General features: G+C 45.8%; 21 protein-coding genes. All 21 read right to left on the bottom strand.

What is annotated here, in order from left to right; all coding sequences use genetic code 11:
• Positions 1 to 428: 428 nt before the first annotated feature.
• The 21 genes from DXA36_RS04175 to DXA36_RS04275 all read right to left on the bottom strand — a co-directional run bounded on the left by DXA36_RS04175 (position 429) and on the right by DXA36_RS04275 (position 26360).
• A complete protein-coding gene (locus tag DXA36_RS04175) occupies positions 429 to 1745 on the bottom strand; it encodes a nucleotide sugar dehydrogenase (RefSeq protein WP_118676629.1) in 1317 nt (438 codons plus the stop codon).
• Positions 1746 to 1766: 21 nt separating this feature from the next.
• Positions 1767 to 3647: an asparagine synthase (glutamine-hydrolyzing) gene (gene asnB / locus DXA36_RS04180; RefSeq protein ID WP_182478922.1), complete on the bottom strand. Its 1881-nt coding sequence runs from the start codon at positions 3645 to 3647 to the stop codon at positions 1767 to 1769.
• A complete protein-coding gene (locus DXA36_RS04185; protein WP_118676633.1) occupies positions 3635 to 4201 on the bottom strand; it encodes an acyltransferase in 567 nt (188 codons plus the stop codon). Before DXA36_RS04185 ends, asnB (DXA36_RS04180) begins: the two co-directional genes overlap by 13 nt.
• A gap of 81 nt (positions 4202 to 4282) precedes the next feature.
• Positions 4283 to 5410: a DegT/DnrJ/EryC1/StrS family aminotransferase gene (locus DXA36_RS04190; RefSeq protein WP_118676635.1), complete on the bottom strand. Its 1128-nt coding sequence runs from the start codon at positions 5408 to 5410 to the stop codon at positions 4283 to 4285.
• 28 nt (positions 5411 to 5438) lie between these two features.
• Positions 5439 to 6332 (bottom strand): DapH/DapD/GlmU-related protein, encoded by an 894-nt coding sequence (locus DXA36_RS04195; RefSeq protein WP_118676637.1) that lies wholly within the window; start codon positions 6330 to 6332, stop codon positions 5439 to 5441.
• The gene (locus DXA36_RS04200; RefSeq protein ID WP_118676639.1) at positions 6329 to 6745 is read right to left on the bottom strand and encodes a MaoC family dehydratase; all 417 of its coding nucleotides are present in this window, start codon (positions 6743 to 6745) and stop codon (positions 6329 to 6331) included. Before DXA36_RS04200 ends, DXA36_RS04195 begins: the two co-directional genes overlap by 4 nt.
• Positions 6746 to 7483 carry a hypothetical protein gene (locus DXA36_RS04205; RefSeq protein WP_118676641.1) on the bottom strand — a complete coding sequence of 246 codons (738 nt, stop codon included), beginning with the start codon at positions 7481 to 7483 and terminating at the stop codon, positions 6746 to 6748.
• Positions 7484 to 7491: 8 nt separating this feature from the next.
• Complete coding sequence (wecB, locus tag DXA36_RS04210; RefSeq protein ID WP_118676643.1) at positions 7492 to 8595, bottom strand: non-hydrolyzing UDP-N-acetylglucosamine 2-epimerase; 1104 nt, start codon at positions 8593 to 8595, stop codon at positions 7492 to 7494.
• Positions 8592 to 10316 (bottom strand): glycosyltransferase, encoded by a 1725-nt coding sequence (locus DXA36_RS04215; protein WP_118676645.1) that lies wholly within the window; start codon positions 10314 to 10316, stop codon positions 8592 to 8594. The genes wecB and DXA36_RS04215 overlap by 4 nt, the downstream gene beginning before the upstream one ends.
• Complete coding sequence (locus tag DXA36_RS04220) at positions 10316 to 12589, bottom strand: class I SAM-dependent methyltransferase (RefSeq protein WP_243114571.1); 2274 nt, start codon at positions 12587 to 12589, stop codon at positions 10316 to 10318. The genes DXA36_RS04215 and DXA36_RS04220 overlap by 1 nt, the downstream gene beginning before the upstream one ends.
• Positions 12590 to 12622: 33 nt before the next feature.
• Positions 12623 to 14935: a D-glucuronyl C5-epimerase family protein gene (locus DXA36_RS04225; protein WP_182478923.1), complete on the bottom strand. Its 2313-nt coding sequence runs from the start codon at positions 14933 to 14935 to the stop codon at positions 12623 to 12625.
• A complete protein-coding gene (locus DXA36_RS04230) occupies positions 14917 to 16767 on the bottom strand; it encodes an ABC transporter ATP-binding protein (RefSeq protein WP_118676651.1) in 1851 nt (616 codons plus the stop codon). The genes DXA36_RS04225 and DXA36_RS04230 overlap by 19 nt, the downstream gene beginning before the upstream one ends.
• Positions 16760 to 17557, bottom strand: coding sequence for an ABC transporter permease (locus DXA36_RS04235; protein ID WP_118676653.1), 798 nt, complete (start codon positions 17555 to 17557; stop codon positions 16760 to 16762). Before DXA36_RS04235 ends, DXA36_RS04230 begins: the two co-directional genes overlap by 8 nt.
• A gap of 18 nt (positions 17558 to 17575) precedes the next feature.
• Complete coding sequence (gene asnB / locus DXA36_RS04240; RefSeq protein ID WP_118676655.1) at positions 17576 to 19477, bottom strand: asparagine synthase (glutamine-hydrolyzing); 1902 nt, start codon at positions 19475 to 19477, stop codon at positions 17576 to 17578.
• A gap of 103 nt (positions 19478 to 19580) precedes the next feature.
• Complete coding sequence (locus DXA36_RS04245; protein ID WP_118676657.1) at positions 19581 to 22661, bottom strand: D-glucuronyl C5-epimerase family protein; 3081 nt, start codon at positions 22659 to 22661, stop codon at positions 19581 to 19583.
• A gap of 31 nt (positions 22662 to 22692) precedes the next feature.
• Positions 22693 to 22935 (bottom strand): isochorismatase family protein, encoded by a 243-nt coding sequence (locus DXA36_RS34375; RefSeq protein WP_118676659.1) that lies wholly within the window; start codon positions 22933 to 22935, stop codon positions 22693 to 22695.
• 63 nt (positions 22936 to 22998) lie between these two features.
• Positions 22999 to 23619 (bottom strand): hypothetical protein, encoded by a 621-nt coding sequence (locus DXA36_RS04255; RefSeq protein ID WP_118676661.1) that lies wholly within the window; start codon positions 23617 to 23619, stop codon positions 22999 to 23001.
• 613 nt (positions 23620 to 24232) lie between these two features.
• The gene (locus tag DXA36_RS04260; RefSeq protein ID WP_118676663.1) at positions 24233 to 24712 is read right to left on the bottom strand and encodes a hypothetical protein; all 480 of its coding nucleotides are present in this window, start codon (positions 24710 to 24712) and stop codon (positions 24233 to 24235) included.
• Complete coding sequence (locus DXA36_RS04265) at positions 24685 to 24969, bottom strand: hypothetical protein (protein WP_118676665.1); 285 nt, start codon at positions 24967 to 24969, stop codon at positions 24685 to 24687. The genes DXA36_RS04260 and DXA36_RS04265 overlap by 28 nt, the downstream gene beginning before the upstream one ends.
• Before the next feature lie 114 nt (positions 24970 to 25083).
• Entirely contained in the window at positions 25084 to 25491 is a 408-nt protein-coding gene (locus tag DXA36_RS04270) for a hypothetical protein (RefSeq protein ID WP_147366539.1), read from the bottom strand.
• A gap of 659 nt (positions 25492 to 26150) precedes the next feature.
• A complete protein-coding gene (locus DXA36_RS04275) occupies positions 26151 to 26360 on the bottom strand; it encodes a hypothetical protein (protein ID WP_118676669.1) in 210 nt (69 codons plus the stop codon).
• Positions 26361 to 26426: the final 66 nt, after the last annotated feature.

A 26426-nucleotide genomic window follows, 5' to 3' on the forward strand; every position in this document is an offset into this window, starting at 1 on the left:
TAGTAATGTTTTAATACACAATCTAATCGGCGACTTGCAAGTCGTACATTATGGCTTCACCTATCTACACTCCCCCTAAAAAACTTTTTTCGACCATGCTTTTCAGCATGTAGTTAAGCTCTCCCAGGGTAAAACACTAATCTTTCGTTCCACAACCTCTTGATTTACACCTTCTGCATTATATTTACCTTTTGGGCTTCGGTTTGTTATGCAACCTTACCTAATGCCTTATCAAGTTTATGTTCATAGGCTCAATAACTTTGCTATGCACATCCTTCATTTATGCCATTACTTACACCAATTTGCGCTCTGCTACACTTGGCGGTAAATACCCGTGGCCAGATTTTCACAAGCTAGATTAGTGCCATGCCTGACACACATAGAAAATAGCCGGGCTGAACCGGCTCTCTTGTCTATATTTTTCTGTATTAAAGTCTCCAGTAAAGATACTCACCTACAGAAAACTCTTTGCGTTCCAGAATTCCCTTGATATCCACCAGCACCTTTTTCCCGCAGTCCGTTCGGAACATGGCGTCTATGGTATCCTTCGTCATCCCACGGAATTCATCATGGGCTACCGCTACGATCAACGCATCCAAGCCGCAGAGTGCTTCCTTTCCCTGCAGAGTTACACCGTACAGGCGCCCGGCTTCCAAAGCGTCAGCCGTACTGTCTGCAATAATGGGTTCTATGCCGTACTCCCTGAGTTCTCTGATGATATCGATTATTTTCGTATTTCTGGTATCCGGACAATTTTCTTTAAAGGTGAATCCTAAAATGCCCACCTTTGCACTGCTGACCAGCGCTCCGGCTTTGATGAGGCTTTTCACCACGTTTTCCGCCACATATTTGCCCATGTCGTCATTGATACGCCGCCCTGAGAGAATGATCTGAGAGTGAAACCCCAGTTTCTCCGCTTTATAGGTAAGATAATAGGGATCCACGCCGATGCAGTGACCTCCCACCAGTCCAGGATAAAACTGCAGGAAATTCCATTTAGTTCCTGCCGCTTCCAAAACCGACTTAGTATCAATTCCCATCTTGTGGAAAATAATAGACAGTTCATTCATAAAGGCAATGTTAATGTCGCGCTGACTGTTTTCGATAACCTTGGCCGCTTCCGCTACTTTGATGGAATCGGCCCGGTAGACTCCTGCCTCCACTACCAGCTCATAGACCTTTGCCACCATATCTAGCGTTTCCTCATCCATACCGGAGACGATCTTGATAATAGTCTCAAGCCGGTGAACCTTATCCCCCGGATTGATCCTTTCCGGAGAATAACCAATTTTAAAATCCTCACCGCATTTCATGCCGGACTCCTTTTCCAAGATCGGCACGCAAATCTCTTCCGTCACGCCGGGATATACCGTAGATTCAAAGACCACCACTGAGCCCCTGGTCAGGTATTTCCCCAGAATACGGCTGGCTCCTTCCACCGGCGTCAAATCCGGCGTATGATCCTCTTTTACCGGAGTAGGCACCGCCACGATATGAAATTTCGCTTCCCGAAGCCGTTCAGGATCCGCCGTAAACTCTACCGCTGTGCTACGGATGACCTCGTCCCCAACTTCGTTTGTGGGATCCACGCCCGCTTTGTACAGACCAATCTTCTCTGCGTTCAGATCGAAACCGATCACATCGATTTTTCTGGCAAATGCAACCGCAATGGGCATTCCCACATAGCCCAGCCCCACCAGCGACAATTTTTCCTGCTTCTGCAGAAGCTTCTCATAAAGATCCATTTCTCATCCTCCTGTATTCTTTTAAAGGGCCACGTTGAAAACCTTCATCCATCTCCCGGCGCAGATAATCCTCCAGGCCAGAAATTCTCCCTGCGGCATATTTCCTTTTCTGTCGTCAAACCATTTCATCACCCGGTCCGTTTCCACCAGGGGCGACAGCCTTTCGCAGGCACTTCGCAGTTCCTCACGGTATTGGCTGTAATGTTCATTGATCCACTGATCCTCAGGCGTCACAAAGCCCATCTTGCTGTAGCGGTTCCGTATCTTTTCCGGCAGGATCCCCTGCAGGCCGTCCCGCATCACCGCTTTCGTCCTGCCGTCTCTCAGTTTATAGTTCAGGGGCAGGGTATACAAAAACTCTGCCAGCCGGTAATCCAGAAAGGGCACTCTGGACTCCACGGAATGCGCCATGGAATTACGGTCTTCAAAGTGCAACAGCGACGCCATACCGCAGCGCATGCTGTCCAGAATATATGCCCTGTCGTTCCCCACAGGATATACCGTTCTGTTGTCCCAGACCTGCTTCAGAACCTGTTCCGGGAAGGGAACACCAATCCTTTTATAATATCCGCTCCACCGCTTGACCCGGTTTTTGGCACGGCCGGGAAGAAGCAGTGACAGAATGGCGGAGGCTATCACCTCTGCGGAAGACACCTGCTTTTCTGAGCCCGCCCGCAGGCACAGATACAGGCCGACCTCACGGCGCAGCCTTCCAAACTGAAACTTTTTCAGACAGTTGGCGAATATTACGCTGTAAAATCCGGAATAACCGGCCAGCTGTTCATCCGCGCCCTGTCCATCCAGCATCACAGTCAGTCCGTGCTCCTTTGCGCACCGGAATACCTCCCACTGCGCAAAGACAGAGGTGGAACCGAAGGGTTCATCCATATGCCAAATCAATTCATCCGCTTTTTCAAAGAGTTCCTCTCCCTTTGGAAATACCTGAAATGATTTGATGCCGGTCTTTTTTATGACTTCGTGGATATATTCCCTTTCATCATAACATTTGTCCTCAAAACAGGAGGAAACAGCCGCGGCCACAGAGTCCGTCCCTTCTCTTTTTCGGATCCGGTCAGCCATGCAGACGATAGCTGAACTGTCCAACCCCCCGGAAAGGCAATACCCCACCGGAACGTCGCTCACATGTCTGGCTTCTACCGCGCTCTGAAACACCTCTGCGAATAGACTGCAGGCCTCTTCATAACTCATATAGCCGCCTGAAGCTTTGCTCAAATCGTAATAACGTTCCAGGCGCCCCCGATGATTTCCGGCTTCATAAAACAGATTATGACCCGGCGGTAGCTGCTTCACACCGGCAAACATAGTCTCCTCCGTAAAATCCATGTCCCCTGCCACCAAAAATTCCAACAGCCGCTGCCGATTTGCCCTGGGCCTGTCCTCCAAAATTTTAAACAACTGCTTGATCTCGGAGGCAAACAGGAATTTTTCTTCATCCAGCCAATAATAAAACGGCTTGACGCCAAAACGGTCTCTAGAACAAAACAGGGTCTTTTTCTCTTTATCCCAGACTGAGAAAGCCCACATACCGTTTAGCTTGCCGACACAGCTGCTGCCGTCTCTGTCATACAGCGCCGCCAGCACCTCCGTATCGGTCCCTGTACCAAACACATAGCCCCCGGCACAAAGCTCCTCCCGCAGTTCCCGGTAATTATAGATCTCACCGTTATAGACCAGCACATACCGGTCCTGATAGACAAAGGGCTGCCGGCCCTCTCTGCTTAAATCGATGACAGAAAGCCTTCTGTGCCCCAGGGCCAGCCGCTCCTCGTAATAACAGCCTCTGTCGTCTGGGCCGCGGTGAGCAACAATATCCACCATCGCCTCAAACCGTTCCTTCGGCACCTCTCCCATTCTAGTCAGACAGCCTGCTATTCCACACATTCCAGGCGCTCCCCTTCCTGCCTGTAGCGCCTTCCACATACTGGACAGGCCAACTCTTCTCCCAGTTTTTCACCGCACTGGCAGACCCAGCCAATCCTTCTGGCCGGCACTCCCGCCATCAGCGCATAATCCGGCACGTCCTTTGTGACCACGGCGCCGGCCGCTATAAGCGCCCATCTGCCTACCGTATGCCCGCATACAACAGTGACGTTGGCGCCGATACTGGCCTCCCTGCGGATCAGGGTTTTGGCATAGCCGGTATTTCCTTTTGGATATTTACTCCTGGGCGTACCCACATTGGTAAAGACCATAGAGGGACCGCAGAATACATAGTCCTCCAGTTCCACGCCTTCATAGACAGAAACGTTGTTCTGCACTTTCACGCCATCGCCGATCTTCACATTCCCCGCCACATTGACATTCTGACCAAAGGAACAGTTTCTGCCTATCACAGCACCTTTCTGAATATGGCAGAAATGCCAAATCTTAGTGCCATCGCCAATCTGCACCTCTTCATCTACGTAGCTGCTCTCATGTACATAAAATTGATTCATATCATTTGCACTCCATTTTGCTTTCCGCAAGGATTTTTAAACGAACTGACGAGACCAACACTTCATCGGTCCCGCCGCCTGTCAGGCATAAAAATGCTGTATAGCCTCTATCACCTGTTCTGTTTCCTCTTCCCTCATATAGGGATGGATGGGAAGCGCCAGGACGGTGCGGCACAAACGCTCTGTCACAGCCAATTCCCCTTCTTCGCATTCATAGGGTGCAAAGGCCAGCTGTTTGTGCATAGGCTTTGGATAATAGATCATGCTGGGGATCCCCTGCTCCTTCAGATATTTCTGCAAGGCGTCCCTTTCCTTTTCCTCCTTCACCTGGACCGTATACTGCGCCCAGCTGGAAAAAAAGCCCTCCCGAATCACCGGCGTTTTCACAAGTCCCTGCAGTCGCCTTGTATAGAGTCCGGCCACCCGGTTCACCTCCTCCAGTTCTTTCTGCCAGAACGTCGGAAGCTTGGCCAGCAGGACCGCCGCCTGCAGGGTATCCAGCCTGGAATTCATACCGATCCTGATATTGTCATATTTAAAGCTGCCTTTTCCGTGCACACACAGAGAATGCAACACCCCTGCCATCTCATCGTCATCCGTGAAAACGGCTCCACCGTCGCCGTAACAACCTAGCGGCTTGGCAGGAAAGAAGCTGGTAGTAGATAGCTCCCCAAAGGAACAGGCCTTTTGATCTCTGATGGCACCGCCAAAGCCCTGTGCCCCGTCCTCCAGAAGCTTCAAACCGTACTTGGCCGCTATTTCTTTCAATTTCGGATAATCCGCTGGCTGGCCGAACAGATCCACCGCCACGATCGCTTTCGGTTTGAGACGGCCTTCATGCTGCACCCTCAAAACAGCGGCTTCCAGCTTGTCTGGATCAATATTATAGGTATTCTGATCCACATCCACAAAGATCGGAGAGGCTCCCGCAAAGGAGACCACTTCCCCGCTGGAAAAGAAAGTAAAATCAGGCACAAACACGGCATCATTTCTGCCGATCCCCCAGGCAATCAAAGCCAGGCTCAGCGCGTCCGTTCCGTTGGCGCAGCTAATGCAATGCTTCACTCCCACGTTCTCTGCCAATTCTTCTTCCAGCTGCCGTACCTGGCCGCCGGAGATAAAATTCGTGTTGTGGATTACCTCTGCCATAGCAGCGTCGATCTCCGACTGAAGTGCCCGGTACTGTGCTTTTAAGCTTCTGAATTCCATTTTTGATTCCTTTCTTATTTTACATACTTTATCTTTTTTCCATCTTTTTGGCCGGCACACCGATCACGGTAATTCCGTTCTCCACGTCCTTTGTTACTACGGATCCCATTCCCACTACCGCATTGTTGCCTATTTTACACTGATTTCTGACAACGCTAGAGGTGACATAAGCATTCTCTCCAATATTGACGCTGCCAAACAGTTGAGAACAAATCACAGAGGCGTCCCGTCCAATCCTATTATTATGACCGATATGAGTCGTAGGGGCTATTTTTACACCATCTCCTATCACCGTGTCATCGATGGTTCCCCTCGCAATATTGACATGGCTACCGATAAAAACATCATTTCCGATCTGCACTCCTCCATAATGTCTTATCATCGTTTTCTTATGGTTTTCATCTTCCGAATAGCCGTAGCCGTCTTCTCCAATCACCGTAAGTGACTGGATCTCACAACCGCTGCCAATTGTGACACGATTGGAAATCACCACGTTATTGGCAATACGGGTACGATCCCCGATAGAGATTTCCCCGGAAATCGAACAATTATTTCCAATCCTCACATTCTCGCCCAGCCGGACTCGCTCTCCGATATAGGTGCCGATACCGATTCTGCTTCCGTCTTCCTGATTCCCATAAAATTCTTCCAACAGGGCAAAGAAAACGGCTTTTGAGGCCGGAGTGACGATCATTGCCTCCGCCTCAAAAGACACCCCTTCCTGAACGATACACAGGGCTATTCTCCGGCGTTTGTCATATACCGCCTGATTCGATTTGATCCAAGTCATGGTTTTATCCTTATAATTAATCAGAGAGGAAAAACCTTCGATCGTTCCTTCAAGACTGCCGGTAAACACAAACGGATAATCCCCTTTTTCCTTCAGGAAATCCAAAATCTCCCTAATCCTTACTTTTTTCATATTTCACCGCTCCATTTCACCTTTGAACTTCCTTTCAGGACAGTCTCCCCCTTCTGGTTCACACAGTCACAGGCGAGAGTTAGTATTTCTTTCTCCGGGTCTTTCTCCTCCACCGTCACCGTAATCATTACGTTATCTCCGATATAGACCGGTCTGCGATAGAAAAATTCCTGCTTGTACAGAATCGTGCCTTCTCCCGGGAAATAATTGCCCAGGATCATGGATATGCCGTTCAGGCAGAAAAGGCCATGAGCAATCCGCCGCCCGAATACGGATTTGGATGCATAGTCCTCGTCCAGATGGATGGGATTGCAGTCTCCGGACACCTTTGCGATTTCCCGCACCAGTTCATCCGTTGCCGTAAATTCCCGTGCATAATGATCTCCTATCGCAACGGAATCGATTTTTCTCATTCAGAATCCCTCCTTTATCTCTTCCTTTGACAGTACTTCCTGCAGATCTCTAATATTCTCCGACAGCGCATCGTATCTTTCCGTCTGGGCAAGACGACAGAACGCGACCAATTGGCTCTTCATTGTGGATTCTTCTTTCTCATACCAGATCGGGTGTGTTAAAATATGAAGCCTTTGAAATTCTCCGTCCTCTATGATCTTCTCCACGTCTTCTCTCCAGTCCCTTCTGGAGTCAGAAACATATTTGAAATCTCTAAAGAACTCGCTTCCATAGCTGTTGACGATATTCCCTCCCCGGATTTTATAATCTGCGGCCAGTGTCTCTTTGGACGGCCGGTGCATAGATACACTTTTTATCGTGACGCCCGTAAACTCTTCCAGAATCGTAATTTCTCTGTCAATCCATTCCGGCATCCGCTTCTTATCGTCATAGCGTTCTTCATCAAAATGAAGGCCGATTTCATGCCCACACTTCAGGATTTTACCGATCAGTTCCTGGGATTTTCTAGAATATACATTATAAAAATCACTACACAACAACACATAGTAGGTAGCTCTCACCTGCATTTTTTCTTCCAACCCGGCCATCTTTGCCGCTTTTTCCAGACTCATGTCCACATCATGTCTTAGAATTGCTACTTTGGAAAAATCTCTGTAATTATGATAATCCGCGATCTCATAGCCCTTTTCTTTTAATAAACCGATGAGACGGCTATACGCTTCGTAAGTAAACTGCATGCTCCCTCCTATTCTGCCCGAGCGCCGATCAGTTTTCTTTCCCGCAATATTCCAATAATCTTATCTGCCGTATCTCCATTTCCATAATACAGGTTTCTGTTTACGATTTCCTGCGTTCCATTCGAATTGGCCGCCATCTGTTTACGGTAGATATCCTCTTTGTCGTCAAAATCAATGGTAATGATATTTCCGTCCTCCACCAGATACGGCCAGGGACTGAAATTCAGCATAAACATACATTTCACACCCGCGTAATAGGATTCTTTGGAAAGTCCTCCGGAATCGCATAAGATATAGGCGCAGTTATTCATCAGCGCTACCATGTCCATATATCCCACAGGTTCTGTTAAAATAAGATTGGGAATGGACTTCACTTTTTCCATAAGGCCAAACTGCTTTAGCATATTGCTTGTCCTGGGATGTATCGGACATAAAATAACTGACTGTAGGCCAGAAACAAAATCAAGAATTCTGTCCATTCTTTCACGTGAACCAGTATTCTCCTGTCTATGCCAGGTCATCAGCACATATTCTTTTCGTTTGACATGATATTTTTCCAGGATCCCCATTTTTTCATTTGCTCGGCAGTACTTAAAAGTATCATACATGATATCCCCGGTAAAGTAAACGCCCTCTGTCACCCCTTCTTTCACAAGATTGTCCACAGACTCTTCATCAGGACAGCAGAGCACAGAGGAAATATGATCCACAAGCTTCCTGTTGATTTCCTCCGGATTGTTCCGCATAAAAGTCCTTGTCCCGGCTTCTACATGCACGATCGGAATTCCCAGCTTAGCGGCGGCGATAGCCGCAGCCAGCGTTGTATTCGTATCACCGTAGACGAGCACCAGGTCAGGCTTCTCTTGTGCCATCACCTTTTCCAGCTCTATCATGGCTCTTCCTGTCGTTTCCGCATGCGTACCGCTGCCGATACTCAGATTTTTGAAAGGTTTTTCAATGCCCAATTCCTCAAAAAAAATATCTGACATATTGTCATCGTAATGCTGGCCGGTATGAATGACGATGCTCTCATACCCCTCTTCTTTCAGTTTTCTGGATAAAGGCGCAAGTTTGATAAACTGCGGCCTATTTCCCACAACATGCATAATCATATGTAACTTTCCTTCCCGGCTTTTTCCCTTTGCTTCTTTTCAGAATCAAGTTCTTCTAAAATTTTCTGGAATTCTATTTTCTGTACCTCAAAACCAAATTCATTATTCTGACTTGCATAGGCTTCCCTGACCCACATCAGGTATTCCCTGTCCTCCAGCATTTCCGATAATCCCCTTCCGAAACGTTCCGGATCGCTCAGGTCGGCTTTTCTTCCCACTTCTTTTTTGCTTACCACCCGGTCGATCTCTTTCATTGTCTCATCATAGAAAATAGGCGTCTGTGTTTCGCAGTATTCCATAAGTTTATTGGGCACTGAATATGCATAATAACTATTAGTGGCATGATAAGGGATAATCCCCACGTCGGCATTGACTGCGTACTGATTCAGCTCCGTCTGTTTCACCCAGCCCACAAACCGGACCCTGTCCTCTTTTCCTTCTTTTTTCAGAATAGTCTGGAATTCCTCCAAATAACCTCCGCTCCCTACGATCGCTAGGTATTGATGATCTTTTAAGTATCTGGTCGCCCTGGCAAGATTATCCAGATTTCTGAGCGTGGTCAGGCCTCCCTGGAAAATAGCCACTTGGCATTTTTCTGGCAGGTCAAACCGGTCCTGCCAATAACTATCCGATTTCTTACTCTGCTTCAGGCTCAGTTCTCCGCACATGCAGGAATAGATGGTATAAAACTTTCTGCCATAATACTCTGTCATATCATGTGCAAGCAGTTCTCCTACGGTAATGCAGATATCACACTGTGGATAAAACTCCTTTTCGTAACGTTCGGCCAGTTCCACCTTGTTTTTCAGATAGCCCTCCCACAGCATCGTCTGCTGAAACCACCACTCATGACAGTCTACAATCAGTTCGCAGCCTGTCAATCTCTTTAATATTATCCCTACCGGAAGCGTCGGTAGGTCTGCCACATACACGATGTCCGGCTTTTTTACTTTCAACTCTTCTTTGATCCGCTCCATTATACAACTGTAATCATACAGAAGTTCCTTGAAATCTACGAAATCAAAGGTCTGTCCCAGTACTTCATCCAGGCATAGACGCGGATGCTGCAGCAATTTTTCCTCGTATAGCTTTTCTTCTTCACAATTATATTCATAAATACAGGTTTCTCCTGGCCGCAGCGCTCTATAGATCAGTTCTCCCCACTCATTGTACTCTGCCCGGACCTCTATGCCATTTACTATGAAACACTTATTGATCTCTTCCGAATTATCTTTCACAATCTTACTGATCGCATCCTCGTAAGGAGCATAATTTCCAATATGGGAATATTGATATTTTCCGGTTAGGTTCGAATAAAACAGCCTATATTCTTTTTTGCTGATAATGATAATATAGGTATCTTCTATTGTTTTGACAGTAATGCCAAATCTATTGCGAGTACGTATTCCCAACTCCCTGACGCGTTTAGCATATTTACCGTTGACACGATGATAATCCTCCTGTCTATCGATAAGCAGTTCCATAGTCTCCCGGATAGCACGATCCTCCAGACTGTTTATTTCAAAGCTATAATCTTTTACAAGGGTACGTTTTACTGGTCTTCTAACGTAAAGTGGATCTGGATCTGTGTTCAGTTCAAAATAAGTCGAAGGAAACAGCTTCACTTCGCAGCCGTTTTCCTGAAAAACATCGGCAAAGAAAAAGATCCTTCTGTCTATATAATTATCATGCGTGATCAGCCAAACCTCTTTGTCTCCCACTAGTTTCCAATCCTCCTATTACGTATTTTAGCATACAACTTTTTTGCTCCCAGCTTTACCAATAGTTCATAGAACGGCGTTTTTATAAGAGTAATGTATACCCGGTCCGATAAAGCCCTTGCTTTCCGTTTCCAGTTTCCTTTAGGTTTGCTGATGCATTGCGAACCATTCTGTATGCACTGAGCCACCAGTAGATTTTCAAGTGCTTTCTGCCTGTTGTCATTATCCGCCTGTTGTTTCACCTGTTCTGCCAGAAAGCTTTCTACCAATTCGTTCAGAATGATTTGATTTTTCTGCATGCTGTCCTTTTCCGGAATCTTCTCCTGTTTTACTGCAGCCGCTTCCCTGCTGCTGACCAGCTGCTTTTGCAAATCGTTAATCTGATTTTCACGTATCATCATACAATCCAGAACCTCCTTCGGAGAGAGGGGCTCACGTGTTTCCCGTAAAGCCCCTTCATTGTCTGCTTCTATATAGGCTCTCTCTCCTTTATAATAACTCCGTACCACACCGTCCCTGACGATATGAAACATAGTCTGATTATCGTCAAAGCAGATTCTGCGGTATTGCCGACTCTCTCCTCCTTCAAAACCAGCATATTCCAGTTCTATCCGGCGGCTGTCAAAGTAAAGCTTTATAATGCGGCAGCCGCAGAAATCCGCCAGTTCCTTCAATTCCAGACGAAAAGCACCGGCACCGATCTCGGTTTCGTCCAGTTTAATTTCTTCTCCTATAAGCGTGTTGCCGCATATGGTTAATACCGCAGGCTCCTTCGTCTGTCCGCCAATCACCAGCGATTCTTCTGCCTGCAGCGCTTCTGGAAAAACAAAACCGACAAATCCTTTTTCAGAACCTTCCTCTTTCTCAAAAGCATAATGCTTTTCATCCGTTCTTTGATGCCTGCAGCTCGTAAAGACCGCAGGCCTGTTGTCATAAATGCCAAAGGCGCCGCCTATTTCATAGTCAAACTGAAACTCTATTTTTTTCCTGTCAAGCATTTCTATCCGACAGGCCGACGGCTCAGGGGCCCGGTAACTTTCGGCATACTCATCTTTGCAGTAAAGCACCCCTATTTCACTGTAGCGCGGAAACCGGCTGCGGCGGGAGCCTAGGTTACGATGCAGCATTGCCAGGATTTTTGCATTCCTTTTTACGGATTCCGCGTCGCATTTCGGACATTTCCATCCTTCCACCATATTACAGGAGATTCCATAACTATCCAGAAACCTGAATTCTGTTTCCAGATTATCACTATATGAAATTTCTCCGGTATAATTGATCCTAACCGCTTTCCATCCTTCTCCAAGCAGAGGGAGCAGACGCTCCTCATCGAATACATTCTTATGATAATTCACATGCCATTCATACTGGCACTGAGGGCAATATGCCATACCCGCCAACAAATTTTCCTGGTAAGGCACCTGAATATAAATATATTTTGCGCTTACTCTTTTCAGTTCACGCACAACAGTATCCAGGCTGTCACCTTTAATATGTTCCAACATGTCGCAGGTAATAGTCAGATCCACCGCCTGATCCACCAGCGGAATATGAAGCGCGTCTCCCAAACAGGAAGGCCTTTGATTGCGTCTAAGGATCTCCGAATCGATGTCCATAGCCAGGACCTGATAATATTCAGGAATTCTCTCGTCTACATACCCGGGTCCGGCCCCCATATCCAGTATTTTTTCCGTATCATGAGGAATATTTTCAATCAGCGTATCAATGGCCTGCTTGATGGAAGGCACCTCTCCCATCCTGCCGATTCTGTCAAAGGCTTTAATATACTCCTTTGTTTCTCCGCTGTTAATCGCATTAATAACCGTTTCCCTGGTAATGGGAAAGGTATAATTATCCTGATATAACGCCATCCACTTTTTATAAAAATCCTGCAGCACTTCCTCCTGCGGCATCCCACCTACACGGTACGTACTGAGCCGGCTGCGTGTAAAATTCAAAATCCTCTGCAGCTCTTCTGCAGAAACGGTCGCCTTCTCCTGAAATGCCAGGCTTTTTATAAAGGCAAGAATTACCTTAAGGACATCGGAGTCATCCATTTTTTCCGACACTGAAAGCACCTCTATAGCATCCAGAAAAGAGGCAAACCGAATTTCTTCCCCGCCATAAAAAACAGCGCTTTTCTCCCCATCCAGTTCAAAACAAGCTTTCTGTCCGTAACCCGCGAACTCCGCGCTTCTGTCTGCCAAGAGAACTATGGCGCGAAACAGATTCTTCAAGATAGGATTCATCTGTTTTTCACTATATATCTTCACGTTATTCAAACATCTATCTCCCTTCCAGAATCGTTACATGATAGCACAGCAACGTTTGCAGGGATCCCACAGTCCTCTACTAACACATTCCCGGAATTCCATCATACTCCGGGAATAAAAAATATCATGCAGTGAATTTTGATAAATATTTCCGATCTCAAACTGATAACATCTGGACATCACGCAGACGCTACCGTTGCTGTTGACCTGCATTGTCCTGAAGGGGGCCCGGCACAAAGGAGAACAGCCTTCGGTGAGCCGGTCACTGTGATAAAATTCCCAGTAATCCTCATAATCTTCCAGGGCCGGAACACAGATCAATTCGATCCCTTCTTTAGCAGCCAGTCGTTTCGTATCCACTAAACTACGATACATAAGCCATGGGTTTACCAGCGTTGGATCCATATCCGGGTGTGTGCAGGAGGCTCCGATAGGATAGCGGGGATTTGCCGCCGTATGCCTTGCCGCCGTCTCTTCCGTAATATAATTCATATGAGTACACCATACGGATCGAACCGGAGTACCTTTTATTTCATCCAACAGTTCAGACAGATGACGATAATTCATAGGCGTGATGGCTACGCCGATCCTCAACTGAAATCCATTGGGAATCGCGCTATCCAGCAGTTCACGGTTTTCTTCCAAAACCTGCATGATTTCCCGGAACAATCCATTTTTCCCACGGATCTCATCGTGGACATCGTGAGGCCCATCTATACTAATATCCAGTTCGGATAGTCCTGCTTCCACCAGTGGACGCAACATATTTTTCAAATTGATCCCATTAGTTGTCACCAGCACCTTAAGTCCAAGCTGCGTAAGGGTGGCAACTGCCTCGGGCAGTTTGAGCCAGAGCGTAGGCTCCGTCCCGATGATTTGTACAACTTCAAGCTCTCCCAGGGCTTCGCGACACCTATCCACCAACATATCCAATTCCAGCTCTTTTCTCTCCTGTTCATTTTTCATATAATAGAACATGGAAGAATTACGGTTTTGGATCCCCAAATCACACATCTTGCAAAAGAGCCCGCATTGTTCATTCACACTGACTGATAACCCTTTCAGAATCGGCGGTTCCTGCATCCGCTGAAACTCTCTCAAACGCTGTTCCATACGATAATTACGGAATTTGTCTATCAAATAACGTCCCTTGAAATCCGGTAACAGCCGATCCAATTCTTCCAGGAGCTGAATATGATATTTATGGTACATCTGTGGCACATGCTCCGCAATCGCGCTAAAAGGAATCCGGACTCTGGCGGTCTGCTTTTCCGCCGGCAGCTCTACTCTGGAAACATATCCCAAAGGCTGATATCCCGCCTCCGCGCAGTTTTTGAATAACAGCAGCGCCGTATCCTGTTCCGTCTTATAATCTATCCGCAGTGTAAAACAGTCGTCACTGCAAGTCACATTTTTAAAATATGCAAAGGTATTCTGTCTTTCTCCTCCGGGCACCGCTTCCGGATGCAGGATCTCTCCCTGCAGGATAGGCCGGTAACCCTCTTCATCCGACACGCCCCAGTCAATTCCCGCGATCCATCTGTCCTTCACCTCAAAGCACTCCATACCGGAAAGCTCCAGTTCTCTTTCTCCTTCTTCATCCGAAACCGCAAGCGCGCGGATCCGGATCTGCCGTCCCATATCCTCCGGAACAAGCTGCCACATACAATCATATTTCTTTTTACTGTCATAGGCGCTGTTAATCCCGGTATCCATCCGATCCATAAGCTGGTAAAACGCACGCAGCCCCCGATCCACCGGATTTTCCAACCACTCATATCCCTGCCGTTCCTTTACCTGAAGCAGTGCGATCAGGCTGATTAAATGGGCGTTAAAAATATGAGTGCATTCACTGCCCACAATTTCTTCAAACCAGACGCCGTCTTCCATTTCCAGCATGCAACCTCCGCTGCCAACTGAAAGCAACAGGCCCTTCACCGCCTTTTCCAGAAGCTCCTGATATTGCTCATCGAACCGGCTCCATTGCAACAATGCCAATATGACATAAGCCTGACCGTAAGCGCTGTACCATGGTGCAGTCAGCTGCGTACCGTTATAAGCCCCATCAAAATCATAAGCCCACAGACAAGCGTCTCCTTTTGAAACGGCACGGGCAATCAGCCATTCCATCGCCCTGCGGCAGACTGGACACTGCGTAGGATCCTCCAGATCCTCCAGGCAAAAATATCGGGGAATCAACATACCCTCTTTGCCATAATAGTCATTGAGCACATATTCCCCGATGACAGCCTGCAACGCCACCAGAAACGGGTTATGACAGAACCTGTCCTCTTCCCGAAAAGATATAATCCCTTCTTCATCAAAAGCTATACCACTGAACTGCATCCACATTTTCCTCCGTTTTGCGCGCTGACCTTTATTGGTAAGACCGGCAACACACTTCCAAGTGACAGCCCGTATTCCAGAGGCCGCTCAATTTCAAACGATAATCCTCTGTCGATCAGCGCGATCGCCGACTGCGGTTTACTATCATCCATAACATCCAGTTCGTCATATACGCCAAAGCTTGCGGTATACAGACCGGTACCAAAACGGGTATCCCCGATGGGAATGTCAATCCGGTACTTCCTGTCGCCCTTCGAAGTCACCTTCTGGACCTGACTAATCACGATATCTCCCCGTATGGTAAAAATCAAAAAGGCAAAATAGAAGCAGGTTTTTTCCTCAGAAAACTCCACTTCAAAGGAAAATCCGGATATCTGCTTTTCAAAGGGAAACACTTTTTTCCCTTTTCCTTCTGTATCGTATACAGCCGCAGAAGTGATCCAGCAGTCAGACGAATCCTGATACTCCACATCAGCTTCCGACACAGCAGGCACCTCTTCCTCCTTGGCTTCCTGATCCGACTTCTGCATCTGCTCTTTTTCCTTCGCCGGAAGCAGTCTGAACAGCTCCTCCATTCCAAATTTTACCTGCTGTACTTCCAGAGGAGCAGTATCTTCAAGGGTCTTTAACAACTGATACTGCCCGGTATTCTGATCGAACAGTTCCAGATTGAAATGACTACCTTTGATCAATTCTCCTGTTACGACCAGCGTAAAATCACTTTCTGCCTTTCTAGCCTTGGTAATGCCCAGCTGAAACGGCGCATGCCCATAGTTCCCGCTGTTTTTATCAATACTTCTGAAATAACCTTTCTCATCCTTCTCTGAGTCGTGCCAGCACATCAGCTTTTTTTCATCTATGATATAGCTTTTATCTTTATTGTCATTGTCCATAGCCATACCGACTTCTATTTCCGTCAGCAATTCGTCTCCAGTAAACAACTGTATTTTTCTGATCTTGGCCTGGTAAGGCTGGTCCGAATAAAAACGAAACAGAAGCGAAGCATACAGCTCCTCTTCCTTGTCCAGTATAATAGCCTGTTTCTGCTGAACTTTCTGATCTCTAATTTTTAGTTTGTTCTCCTGCTGTTCCCGCACAGTATCGGAATATCTTTTGATCGCGGTCAGCGGATCCCCATCATAGCGGACCCGCCCTCTATCGATCCAGATGATCCGGTCGCACAGTGCCTGCACAGAAGCCAAATCGTGGCTGACAAATAATACCGTTGTTTCCGAATTGCCAGTGAGATTCTTCATTCTCTCTATACATTTCCCCGAGAAATATGCGTCTCCGGCTCCCAACACCTCGTCTATCACCAGTACCTCCGGCTCTATCGCCGTTGCGGTGGAAAAAGCAAGACGAGCGTACATGCCGGCCGAATAGGTTTTGACAGGCTGATCGATATAGTCACCCAGCTCTGCAAAATCAATGATATCTTCTTCCCTTGCACGAATCTGGGATCTGTTCAGTCCATTGTAAGCCAGCGAGGTCCTGATATTTTCTCTGCCAGTAAAATCTGGATGGAATCCCGTTCCCAATTCCATGAGCGCCTGAATCTTCCCTTTGATTTCGATTGTTCCTTCCGTAGGCTCTAAATTACCGATCACCATTTTCAGAAAAGTGCTTTTCCCTGCGCCGTTATGCCCAATCAGGCCAACTCTCTCTCCTTTTTTGATCTGGAGATTGACATCTCTTAAGGCCCAGAATTCCTTATAATAATTCTTCTTCCAGAAGTTCAGGCCAAAGGCATCTCTGATTTTATCATTCGCTTTTTGATACAGTTTATACATTTTACCGAGGTTTTTTACCTCTAATATATCGTCGTCACACATTGTCCACAAAGACCCTCTTCATTCTGATAAAAAACTGGTAACCGATCACAAAGAAACCTAATCCCATCAATATCATAGGGATCCAGATCTCTTTAGCAGGCATGGTCTGATACATTAACAACTTCTGATTCGCTACAATATAATAATACAAGGGATTCAATTTTAAAAATCCGCTGTACATGGCGGGAATCGACTCCACCGGATAAGCGATGGGACTTAACATCATCAGCATGATAATAATAAGGGCGATCACGTTCTGCAAATCCCGCACCATCACATTGATGCTCGACAGAACCCAGACCAGCCCGATCTCAAACATGATCTGCAAAACCCAGACAACGATAGACAGCAACGCGAACAGACTGAAACGGCCTATAGCAATTACGGTGATTATAAGAATGACCGTGCCACATATATGCGTCATCTGCGCCGCAAATACAGTGCGCACCGGAACCAGTTCGATAGGGAACATCGTATTCTTGATCAGAGACGCATTAGAAGTGACACAGGGCACGCCCGTAGACACACTTTCTGAAAACCCCAGGAAAGGGATCAAGCCGCAGAAAATCACCGCAATATACTCACTGGTGGAAAGATCATTATAATTCACCTTGAAAACAAATGCATAAACCATGGCATATACCGCCAAAAACAAAAGCGGATACAAAAAAGCCCACACCATTCCCAACATAGAACCTGCATATTTCTTCTGGATCTCACTGACGGTTGTGTTCTTTAAAATCAACCGATACTTAAAAATCTTTAAAAAAGGCGCAAATATTTTTTTCACTCTATCTCCTGATTTCCTTTAATTTAGTAATGCTCTGAATTCCGCCTGCCTGTCGTGAAAACTGCGTTGCCAAAGCTCCAGACAGAACATACCCCAGATATTTCTACCGAACTGTCCCTCTTTTTCAATTTTCTCCACCGCCCTTATATTGTCTATCAGTTCCCTGCCTTTGGCAGCTTGAGAGGTCAGGATATCCATTACAAAATCATGCGCTTCATGCTTCACATACTGATTGAAAGGCGTTGGGAAGCCCATCTTATCCTTTCTCTGCATGACCTGCTCCGGAACGTATTCTTGCAGTCCTTCCCTGAGGAGATATTTCATATTTCCATTCTTAAACTTAATATTAGCGGGAATTGTAGCGGCGAATTCCACTATTTTTTTATCCAAAAACGGCACTCTGGACTCCAGACCGTGCGCCATGCTCATTCTGTCCTCCACCTGCAAGAGCGCGGGAAGAAGCGTCTTAAAATCAAAATGCGTCATACGGTCGAAGTAAGAGCGGTCATTCACATTGTCCGCCAGGAATAATTTTTCATAAGACCCATAAGGATCATAGGCCCCCAGCTTCTCCCATCTGACACAGTCTCCTATTTCTGGCGCGCGGTTGATCAGTGCAAAATATCTCTTTTCAGGCTCTTCAAACAGCCCATTGCTCCAGAAACTGCGAAGCATGGGCTTATAGTTTCTCAGCGCCGCCAGGTTGGGGATGATAGATTCATAGGTCACGATAAATTTATCCGGATCCATCGTACCTTCGATGGCCCCCTTGATGCATTGTTCAAAATAGGCCACCAGGTATCTGGTATAACCTCCGAAAATCTCGTCTCCACCCTGGCCGCCCAGGACCACCTTCCGATGCTTGCTGGCCAGCTGCGACACCATGTACTGAGAAAAGGAACCTGGTCCTGCCACAGGCTCATCCAGATAATATATCACTTTCTCGATATTGTCTATAAAATCCTTCGGCTTGATGTCCAGTATATGAAGGGGAAAACCGCTGTCCTTCGCCACCTCCTCCGCATACATACTTTCGTCAAAATCCCTGCCATTGGAATATCTACCCGTAAAGCCCATATATTCGCCATCCAACAGATCCGTGGCGATGGCTGATACAATGGAGGAATCCACACCGCCACTAACGTAGCCGCCCACCGGAACATCACTGCGGATATGGTATTTTACAGATTCCAGCATTTTCTGTTTTAGTTCTTCCCGGAAATACTTTTCGGTATGCTCAAAGTCAAGATTGTAATATACTTGCCAATAACGATCTTCCTTCAAACTGCTACGCACAGATTTTATACAGTGCGCAGGTTTCAGTTCCTGGAGCCCCTTAAAAAGTGTCTTGCCTTCCAGGCAGAACTGAAAGGTCAGGTAATCCCGAAAGCTGTCCAGATCCGTTTCTACCTCCGACACGAAAGGCAGAAGCGCCTTAATCTCCGAAGCAAAGTAAAAAATACCGTCCACAACTGTGTAATAAAAAGGCTTGATGCCAAAACAGTCTCTGGCGCAGAACAGCGTTCTTTTTTCCGCATCCCAGAGCGCAAAGGCAAACATCCCCTCCAGATGCTCCACACATTTTTCACCCCATTTCCGATAAGCGTACAGAATCACCTCCGTATCGCTTCCCGTACGGTTCGGGCAACCGATCTCCTTTTGTAATTCAATATAATTATAAATCTCACCGTTAAAGCAGATCCAGTTGCCCCCTTCATCTTGCATAGGCTGGCTGCCATTTTCCAGACCGATGATGCTCAGCCTGTTATGAGCAAATCCCACGTCCTCTTTTTCGGAAAGCCAGATGCCATGGCCATCCGGCCCCCTGTGCACCTGCAGTTGGTTCATGACCTCCAGCCGCCTGCGGGCATTTTTGATACTGTCTCCATTCAGATTTATCATTCCTGCGATCGAACACATACTCTCTCTCCTTTTTCCCGACGATAACCTTCATCTCTTAACATACTACAGTTCTCTTAAGAAGGGGCCACACAGATACTCTATCAGTTTCCAGCGTCGGATCCTACACTTCCGCCTCAGGATCCACCTGCGAATATAATCGAATCAGTCTTAACAGGATCCGCTGCTCTGCACTCATATCCATAACTGTGACCTTAACCTGTGTTACTTGCCTGTCCGTTTCACACTTTACCAGCTGATCCCTTCCCGTTCTGTTCTCCTCCTGTGCAAGCCTGACCGTTTTTCCGTCTGCCAGCACCCCGTCGATTCTGTAGTTTACGGCGTAATTACTGTCGCTTTCCCAGAGCAGATGAATATAAGACAGGCTGACAGGCTCTTTCAGGTTTAAAGTAAAGCTCTGCGGCAGGCCGTCATAATCAAACGCAGTATAATCATCCGTCCAGTCTCCATCCAAACAGTTTTCTATCCCATAGCCCGGAGCAATGCCTTCCGCATTCGCTTCCGTTACCTCGGAGCTGACTTCTCTGAATGTCGGAACCTGAGTACTGTCGATCACCGCCCTCTCCTGTTGCCACATCTGATAGTCATATTGCCATTTTCTAGCATATTGCCGCAGATACCAATTGTTTTCATATTCGGCGATCTTTGCCAGTTCTGTGGCATGATAGGAATGATACTCATATCCCATATACCAACCCAAATCTGCAGAAGAAAGCAGGATTTCCTTTGTCTTCCACTCCCCGTCTCCCGTACAGTCTATCACCGCATGCATAAGCGGTTCAAACGCCAGCTCATTCCCTTCGTTCTTAGAACGCAGTCGGACGGCAAATTTACCCGCCGCTACGTCTTTATAGCGGATCACCAGCTTATGAATCGGCATGTCAAACAACTCCTCAAACTCTTTTTCCGGCAGCGCAATAGTAAAATAACTGTTCTGACGAGTTCCTCCTTCACATGCTTCCGGATGAATCAGATAACCATTTGTGATCGCTCTGACACTTCTGCCATCTACTTCTTTATTTTCCGTCCACTCTGTTCCAGAAATCCTCGGATATGTCTCAAAATCATTTTTTTCCCCTATATTTACTTCCGCAGCTGTGTTAGTCTGCGTATTGACAAGTAAAACCTGGTCGAATAAAGGCGATTCCTCCCCTTCCAGCCAATCCAGCTGAAATAGCAGTTCTTTCTGCGGATTTCTGTCATATACCGTCCAGTACCCTGCATCATAGCTGGAAACATTCTTAATCAGACTGTCAATTCCTTCCCGATAGATCCTTTCTATTTCCGTATCGCCCGTCGCTTTCCAGGTCTCATGGAGCGCCACGATACTTGCCAAATGCGCATTCAAGATATGCGTCTCATTAGGTACCTCTTCGAACCAGCTGCCCCCGTTCCAATACCGGGAACTTAGACCGCCCTCCTCAAAAGAATACCCATAGGCTCTTGCCGCCACAGCCGCCATCTCCTGATCATCATTTGCCAGATATGCCTCTATGATATGTCTCTGAAAAAAAGCTGATGCCCAGGGAGCCTTTGTCGTAATATCACTGTACGTATTATCCTGATCGGAGGTCCATACACAGGCTTTACCCTCCTGAATTTCTATTTTATTCTCATTCAACCACTCTAAAGCATCCTCCTGTTTAAGCGCAAGAACATTCCTGCTGTCGGCCCATAGATATCCCTCATAGGTAGGCTCTGTTATGCCATATCGCTCCCAAAGATTATCTTCCAGTAGCACGGGGCCCTTCGCCTGTACCGCAATCAGATAGGGCGTACACATTAACTCCCCCAATTTGGATATACCATCCCATTTTCCATCCACCATCACCGTCTCCGGTCCGGCAAGACGCTGCATCAGAAGACCGTCCTTGATCTGCCAGTCAAGCGGGAAGGTCTGAACTCCATACTCCGGCGGCTGTGCCGATACAATTTCAGGATCTGATTTCGACCATATATGAAAATATTCCTCGCAGATCCCCCTCCAATGAACGAGTTTTTCATCCGCCTGCAGCAAAGGTGTTTCTTTCAGTAGAAAACAAGCAAATTTTAAGTTGTCCAATGACATCTTTTCCCCCATTTCTTCCGGACGTATGGGCACACGCCATTTTTTCCAGTTATCCTCTCCTTCAAACAGCAATGTACTGTCCGACAGATCCTGATAGCCGTCAGCGGAAAGGGAGTTCTCCATTTGAAGTGAAATATTGGTTATCCCCCCCCCCACATCCCAATATTCGATTTCCAAATCATACCACTCTTCGCGGAAAGGAGACTGCCAAGTGATTGGCACTTTCAAAAGGAAGCTGCCTCCTTCGTTTACCAGAATCCCCCTCCCCGCAGTGTCCTCCTGTGCGTTTTCCCAACCGGCGTCCGCAGGTTCTATCTCTATTTTTTCTCCTGTTAGAGGATCCATTACCGAAAGGGATTTCACCACAAGCTCCCGCATCGGTATTTCCTCATAAGGATTCACAAACCGGATCCTGACAGCCTCCACAGAAGTCAGATCCTTTCGTATACCCCATCCACTGTCAAATCGCTCAAAATGTCTAGAAAGAGCCAGTCGTCCGGCTTCCATAGTCTCCCGGTATTCCCCACCCTCTGTTTTTTCCTCCAACAGTGTTAGCAAATGCAAACAGTACAGCTGCGTAAGCAGATCTTTACTTTGATATTTGGAGGTGGGCTGTCTTTCAAACCAACATTCCTCATTATCCCAGACCGCCAGACCCCCTTCCGAAACGGGAAGGATAAGCCTTGCTGCCGCTGTTTTGGCCAATTCCAACCAAGACGCATCCAACGACACATCATATGCCTTTAACAGGGCATGTATCGCCATAACCTGCCCCAACGCGCCATTCTCCGCCACCTCCTCTTTCTGAAGAGAAGCCTTTAAATATCCGATTCCTTCCCAAAATTGTTCTTTATCAGCCTCATATCCCTCTACTTCTCCCGCGTCACACAGCACTTCCTGGGCAACCTTCTCAAAGGTAGCTTGTTCCGATTCTGCATCGGTTGAGATTTTTATATCTGTAAACTGTATATCCACCTTTTCTACCAGAAGAGGCATCCTCTGTTCCAAAACAGACGTATCCTTCCAGAGCTTATCCTGCGTACCGCAACCGGTAACTGCCGTTAGCAGAATAAAGAGAAAGGGGAACAATTTAAATCGTAAATATTTACCGTTCATATAACTTTTGTTTCCTCCGCATCATATTACTTCATTGAATAATATGTGTTTTCTCTACCTGAATATCTTTGGTCTGTGTAATAAAATGATCCAGGGAAGCCTTGCATAGCGCTGCTTTTGTTGCAGTCTCAGAATTACACTGAGCTGGAAATACCGCCATGGTACAGTCTCCCACAATAAACACATTAAAATCCTTCTGCAGATTTTCATATCCAGCCGTAGTGGAGAACAGGCAAGCATCTGTAGCATATCCGCAGAGAAGAATGTTGCGTATGCCTCACCGTCTCAGATGATCTCTGAGTACCTCATAACTGTCATAGATTAGCCTGTCTTCCACTCAATAATTGATTTCGCTGGAAAGTAGAAAGAGTATGTTCCAAAAATCTTCTCCCTCATAACGACTCAAATCTGCACCGGGAAATTCTACTAAATATTGCTGTTTTAAAGGCTCTCTGTTCAATACAAGCTCCTGTTTGAGTTCCGCTCCAGAAGCCTTATAACCTTCCAAAAGTCTCTGATACTCCCGCATCCCTTTTTCGGGATCCAACTGATGTTCTTCCCCGGTCACAGAATTATAAAACAGCTTTCTTACTTCATCCTCGTGCCCGGGCAACGAATATAATATTTCGGCTACTGTTCCCCTCATCGATTCTATAAAGGGAAGTGTTGTTTCTTTTAAATGTTTTCTGTATACCGCATTATTCTCTGGCATCCCCATAAAAACAGCTCCGCAGGGTTCAGGCGAATTCAGACCATTTTCATCGTCAATACCCCAGGGATGTACAAGCACAATCGCTGTCGCCGCGCCGTCCAGATAGTTGACTGTTTGAATGATCCCTCTGGCATTATAGGAATACCCCCAGGCCTTCACTGTTATATCAGAACTCTCCTCCGCCAGAAGCACACCGCCATCATATTGCTTGTCATAGAGATATTCCTCTTCCGGTTCCCCCCACAAAAATAAAGGCGCCGGATTATCAATCTCTTTCAGTTCATTCCTGTAAATCTCCTGATTTCCAGAAAAGACCGGATAGCTTTGCTCGTACTCAATATTTAGCCAATCAGGCTCCTCCTTAACAAATCCGTCCTTTGATACACAATAAATAAAAAATAAGAAAAAAGAGAGCAGTACAACTAATTCCCTTTTTTAATGCAACCTGTTTTATCTCCCAATATCTATCCCCCCTGCCGCTTTCCAAACCAGCTTAGCAATAGGCAATTGCATAACTAATATTAAATTATATCTTATTTTACAAAATCAGTCAATAAGCATATATTACAAACCATATATTACAAACAGCGCCGAAAGGCTCATTTAATTATACTGGTCTAATTTTCGGAAAGTCTCAACAAAATCTTGTTATCCACTTTTTTCTGATTTCATGCCCTGTTTCAGGAAAGTTATCCACATCCTATAGCTATAGATTTCCTTCTTTTCCTTTTTTATGGATTTATTTGAATTTTATCTTCCCATCAACTACATCCTTTGCTATAATTAACTCAGTTTCCAGATATGCTATGCATATCGTTCTGAAATATATCTTCTCTTGTTAGTTGCCGTCCAAAGCTTACTAACAACTCAGAAGATATTTTTTTGGGCTTTTTATGATCTCATTTCTCTTTAAATAGAACCATTCATACAATTGTTTGATCATGTCCGATATCTGCAGCATCAGGTAGTGATTCTTTAAGGCATTATCATTCCAACTGCATGCATGGGTAATGTCTCCCTGCCAATTCTTCTGACGGTTAAATCCCTCTTTTTCTATTTTCCATCGTTTTCTTCCTGTTGCTGATATTTTTTCTGCACTCTTTGAGGTAATCTTTATGCTGGTCAGCCACTGGTATTCCGTTTTTACTACTTTTTTCTTTCCTTTCTTCTCTTCCCAGTATCTCAGCACATTTATCGGCTTCCCATTATAATCTATTTCGTTCATGTATTCTACATGGCCTGCTGTTTCTTTTTCGCTGATATTCTCATATTCCTCCTGTATGCTTGGTATGCTCCCTACTTTATACCTGATTATAAATTCCCACCGGTTTCCCTGCATATATTCATAACGTTTTCTGATGCATACAGGGAATCCACCAGTAACGTGATGGGCAGTCTTGGATATTTCGCCTTTATTTTTTTCACCAGTCGTTCAAATGCTTTTGTTTCGCAGTCCTGTTTCACCTCTTCTGGACTCATGTTTTTCTGCCGTTGTGCATCTTCCCCATTATTTTCAATAAACTCACTTCCTATGCTTACGATCACTTTCTCGCCAAAATAAATTTTCGCCTCCAGCACATCACAGTGGTAGTTCACTGTTTCTTCTTCTGTCCCTCCATAAAAATGTCTTTCCAGACATTTTTTATTTATCTGGCGGCTGCCTGAATAGGTCTATGTTGCATCTACGATCACAAGCCATCTCTTTTGAAATCATGCTTCATCAAAGGTTCTTCTTCTAATCAGGTCATATACCAGTGACTGTTGGATCCCTTGGATCTGATTTGAGTCAAGCCTATCCAGATATTCATTTACGGTCACTCCATGGGGAAGGAATTCGCTTCTTTCTTCTCCCAGGAATTCCAGAATATTCCCCGTCACCTGCCCACTATTAAATTCATAGGTCATAGCTCTTACACTGGAAAGCCCGGCGATTCCTTTATAATAAACGGTTTCGAGCATCACTCTATTGTTATATAGGATATAACTCTGGTCTCTTAGAGATGATGTTTCCGAAAACTGTTTAAATAGATCGGGACAAAACTTCTTTTGAATCAGATTATATTCTATCACAGGATTTGTTTCCAGCTTGCGTTTCATTCTCTCTTGTTCTCTTCCCACATTTTTCCCCTTGCGAATAAACTTTTCTTTTATTTTACTATTTTCACCGTAAGGATACACCCAATAAGGAGCGTTTGTACGAATTATTTTTAGCTGTCAAAGCTGTCTTACAAATCCATTAAATTCCATAAATTTGCAAAATTTCAAAGTAAAAGCCCCATATACGCTACCAATTGCATTTGCTTTAAAAATGCATAAGGTTACATTTAATGTAACAAATTTTGTATAATTCTTATATTGCGTCTAGGAATACAATTGGAAGCTAGATTCACAATCTCACTATTGCTTTCACAACAGTCTTCCTTTAAACTGATTGCCGCCGTAAATAAGAACTGCTTATTCATCTCCAGTGAAAACAGAAATCATTTAGAATACAGACACCCGACAGATTTGGGCATTCCTATAATACATGCCTTTACCGCAGGGACTGCTCCTACAACTTCTTGTTGATAAAAGAAAGCATTGTTCCCTCCGCGAAAAATGTAACTCAATCTGTTCAGTTTTTAATGTAGAAAGAAGTGGCAAACTGGAAAAAACTTCCTATGTCTACAATTGCTATCTTGCCAAGCGAGGCTACACCTTGGAGAAACGTTTTATAATCCGTCCTATGCTCACAATAATTATCTTGACGTTCTTTCAGAGGCAATGTCCGGTATCTCTTATTCAGATAGGAAATACGCCATCTGATTGACATTGTCTCTCATCTCATCTTCCGTGGACAGTCCCTTAACCATATCTGTGCCAAAAACATCGACCTTCCCAAAAAAGCCAGGTACAGCAAATATAAAAAATCCAAGAAGTTCAATATGGACAAAGCCTGCCGCAACGGGTCCTCTTACAAAGATTATCTCGATTAATGCAGTGAACATCCCGGCCTTCCCGTTACACAGATGGACTCTGTAGAAGGAAAAGGGTGGGAAAGCCCCCTCACCATC

The sequence above is a fragment of the Eisenbergiella sp. OF01-20 genome, assembly GCF_003478085.1.
Taxonomy (GTDB): Bacteria; Bacillota; Clostridia; order Lachnospirales; family Lachnospiraceae; genus Eisenbergiella.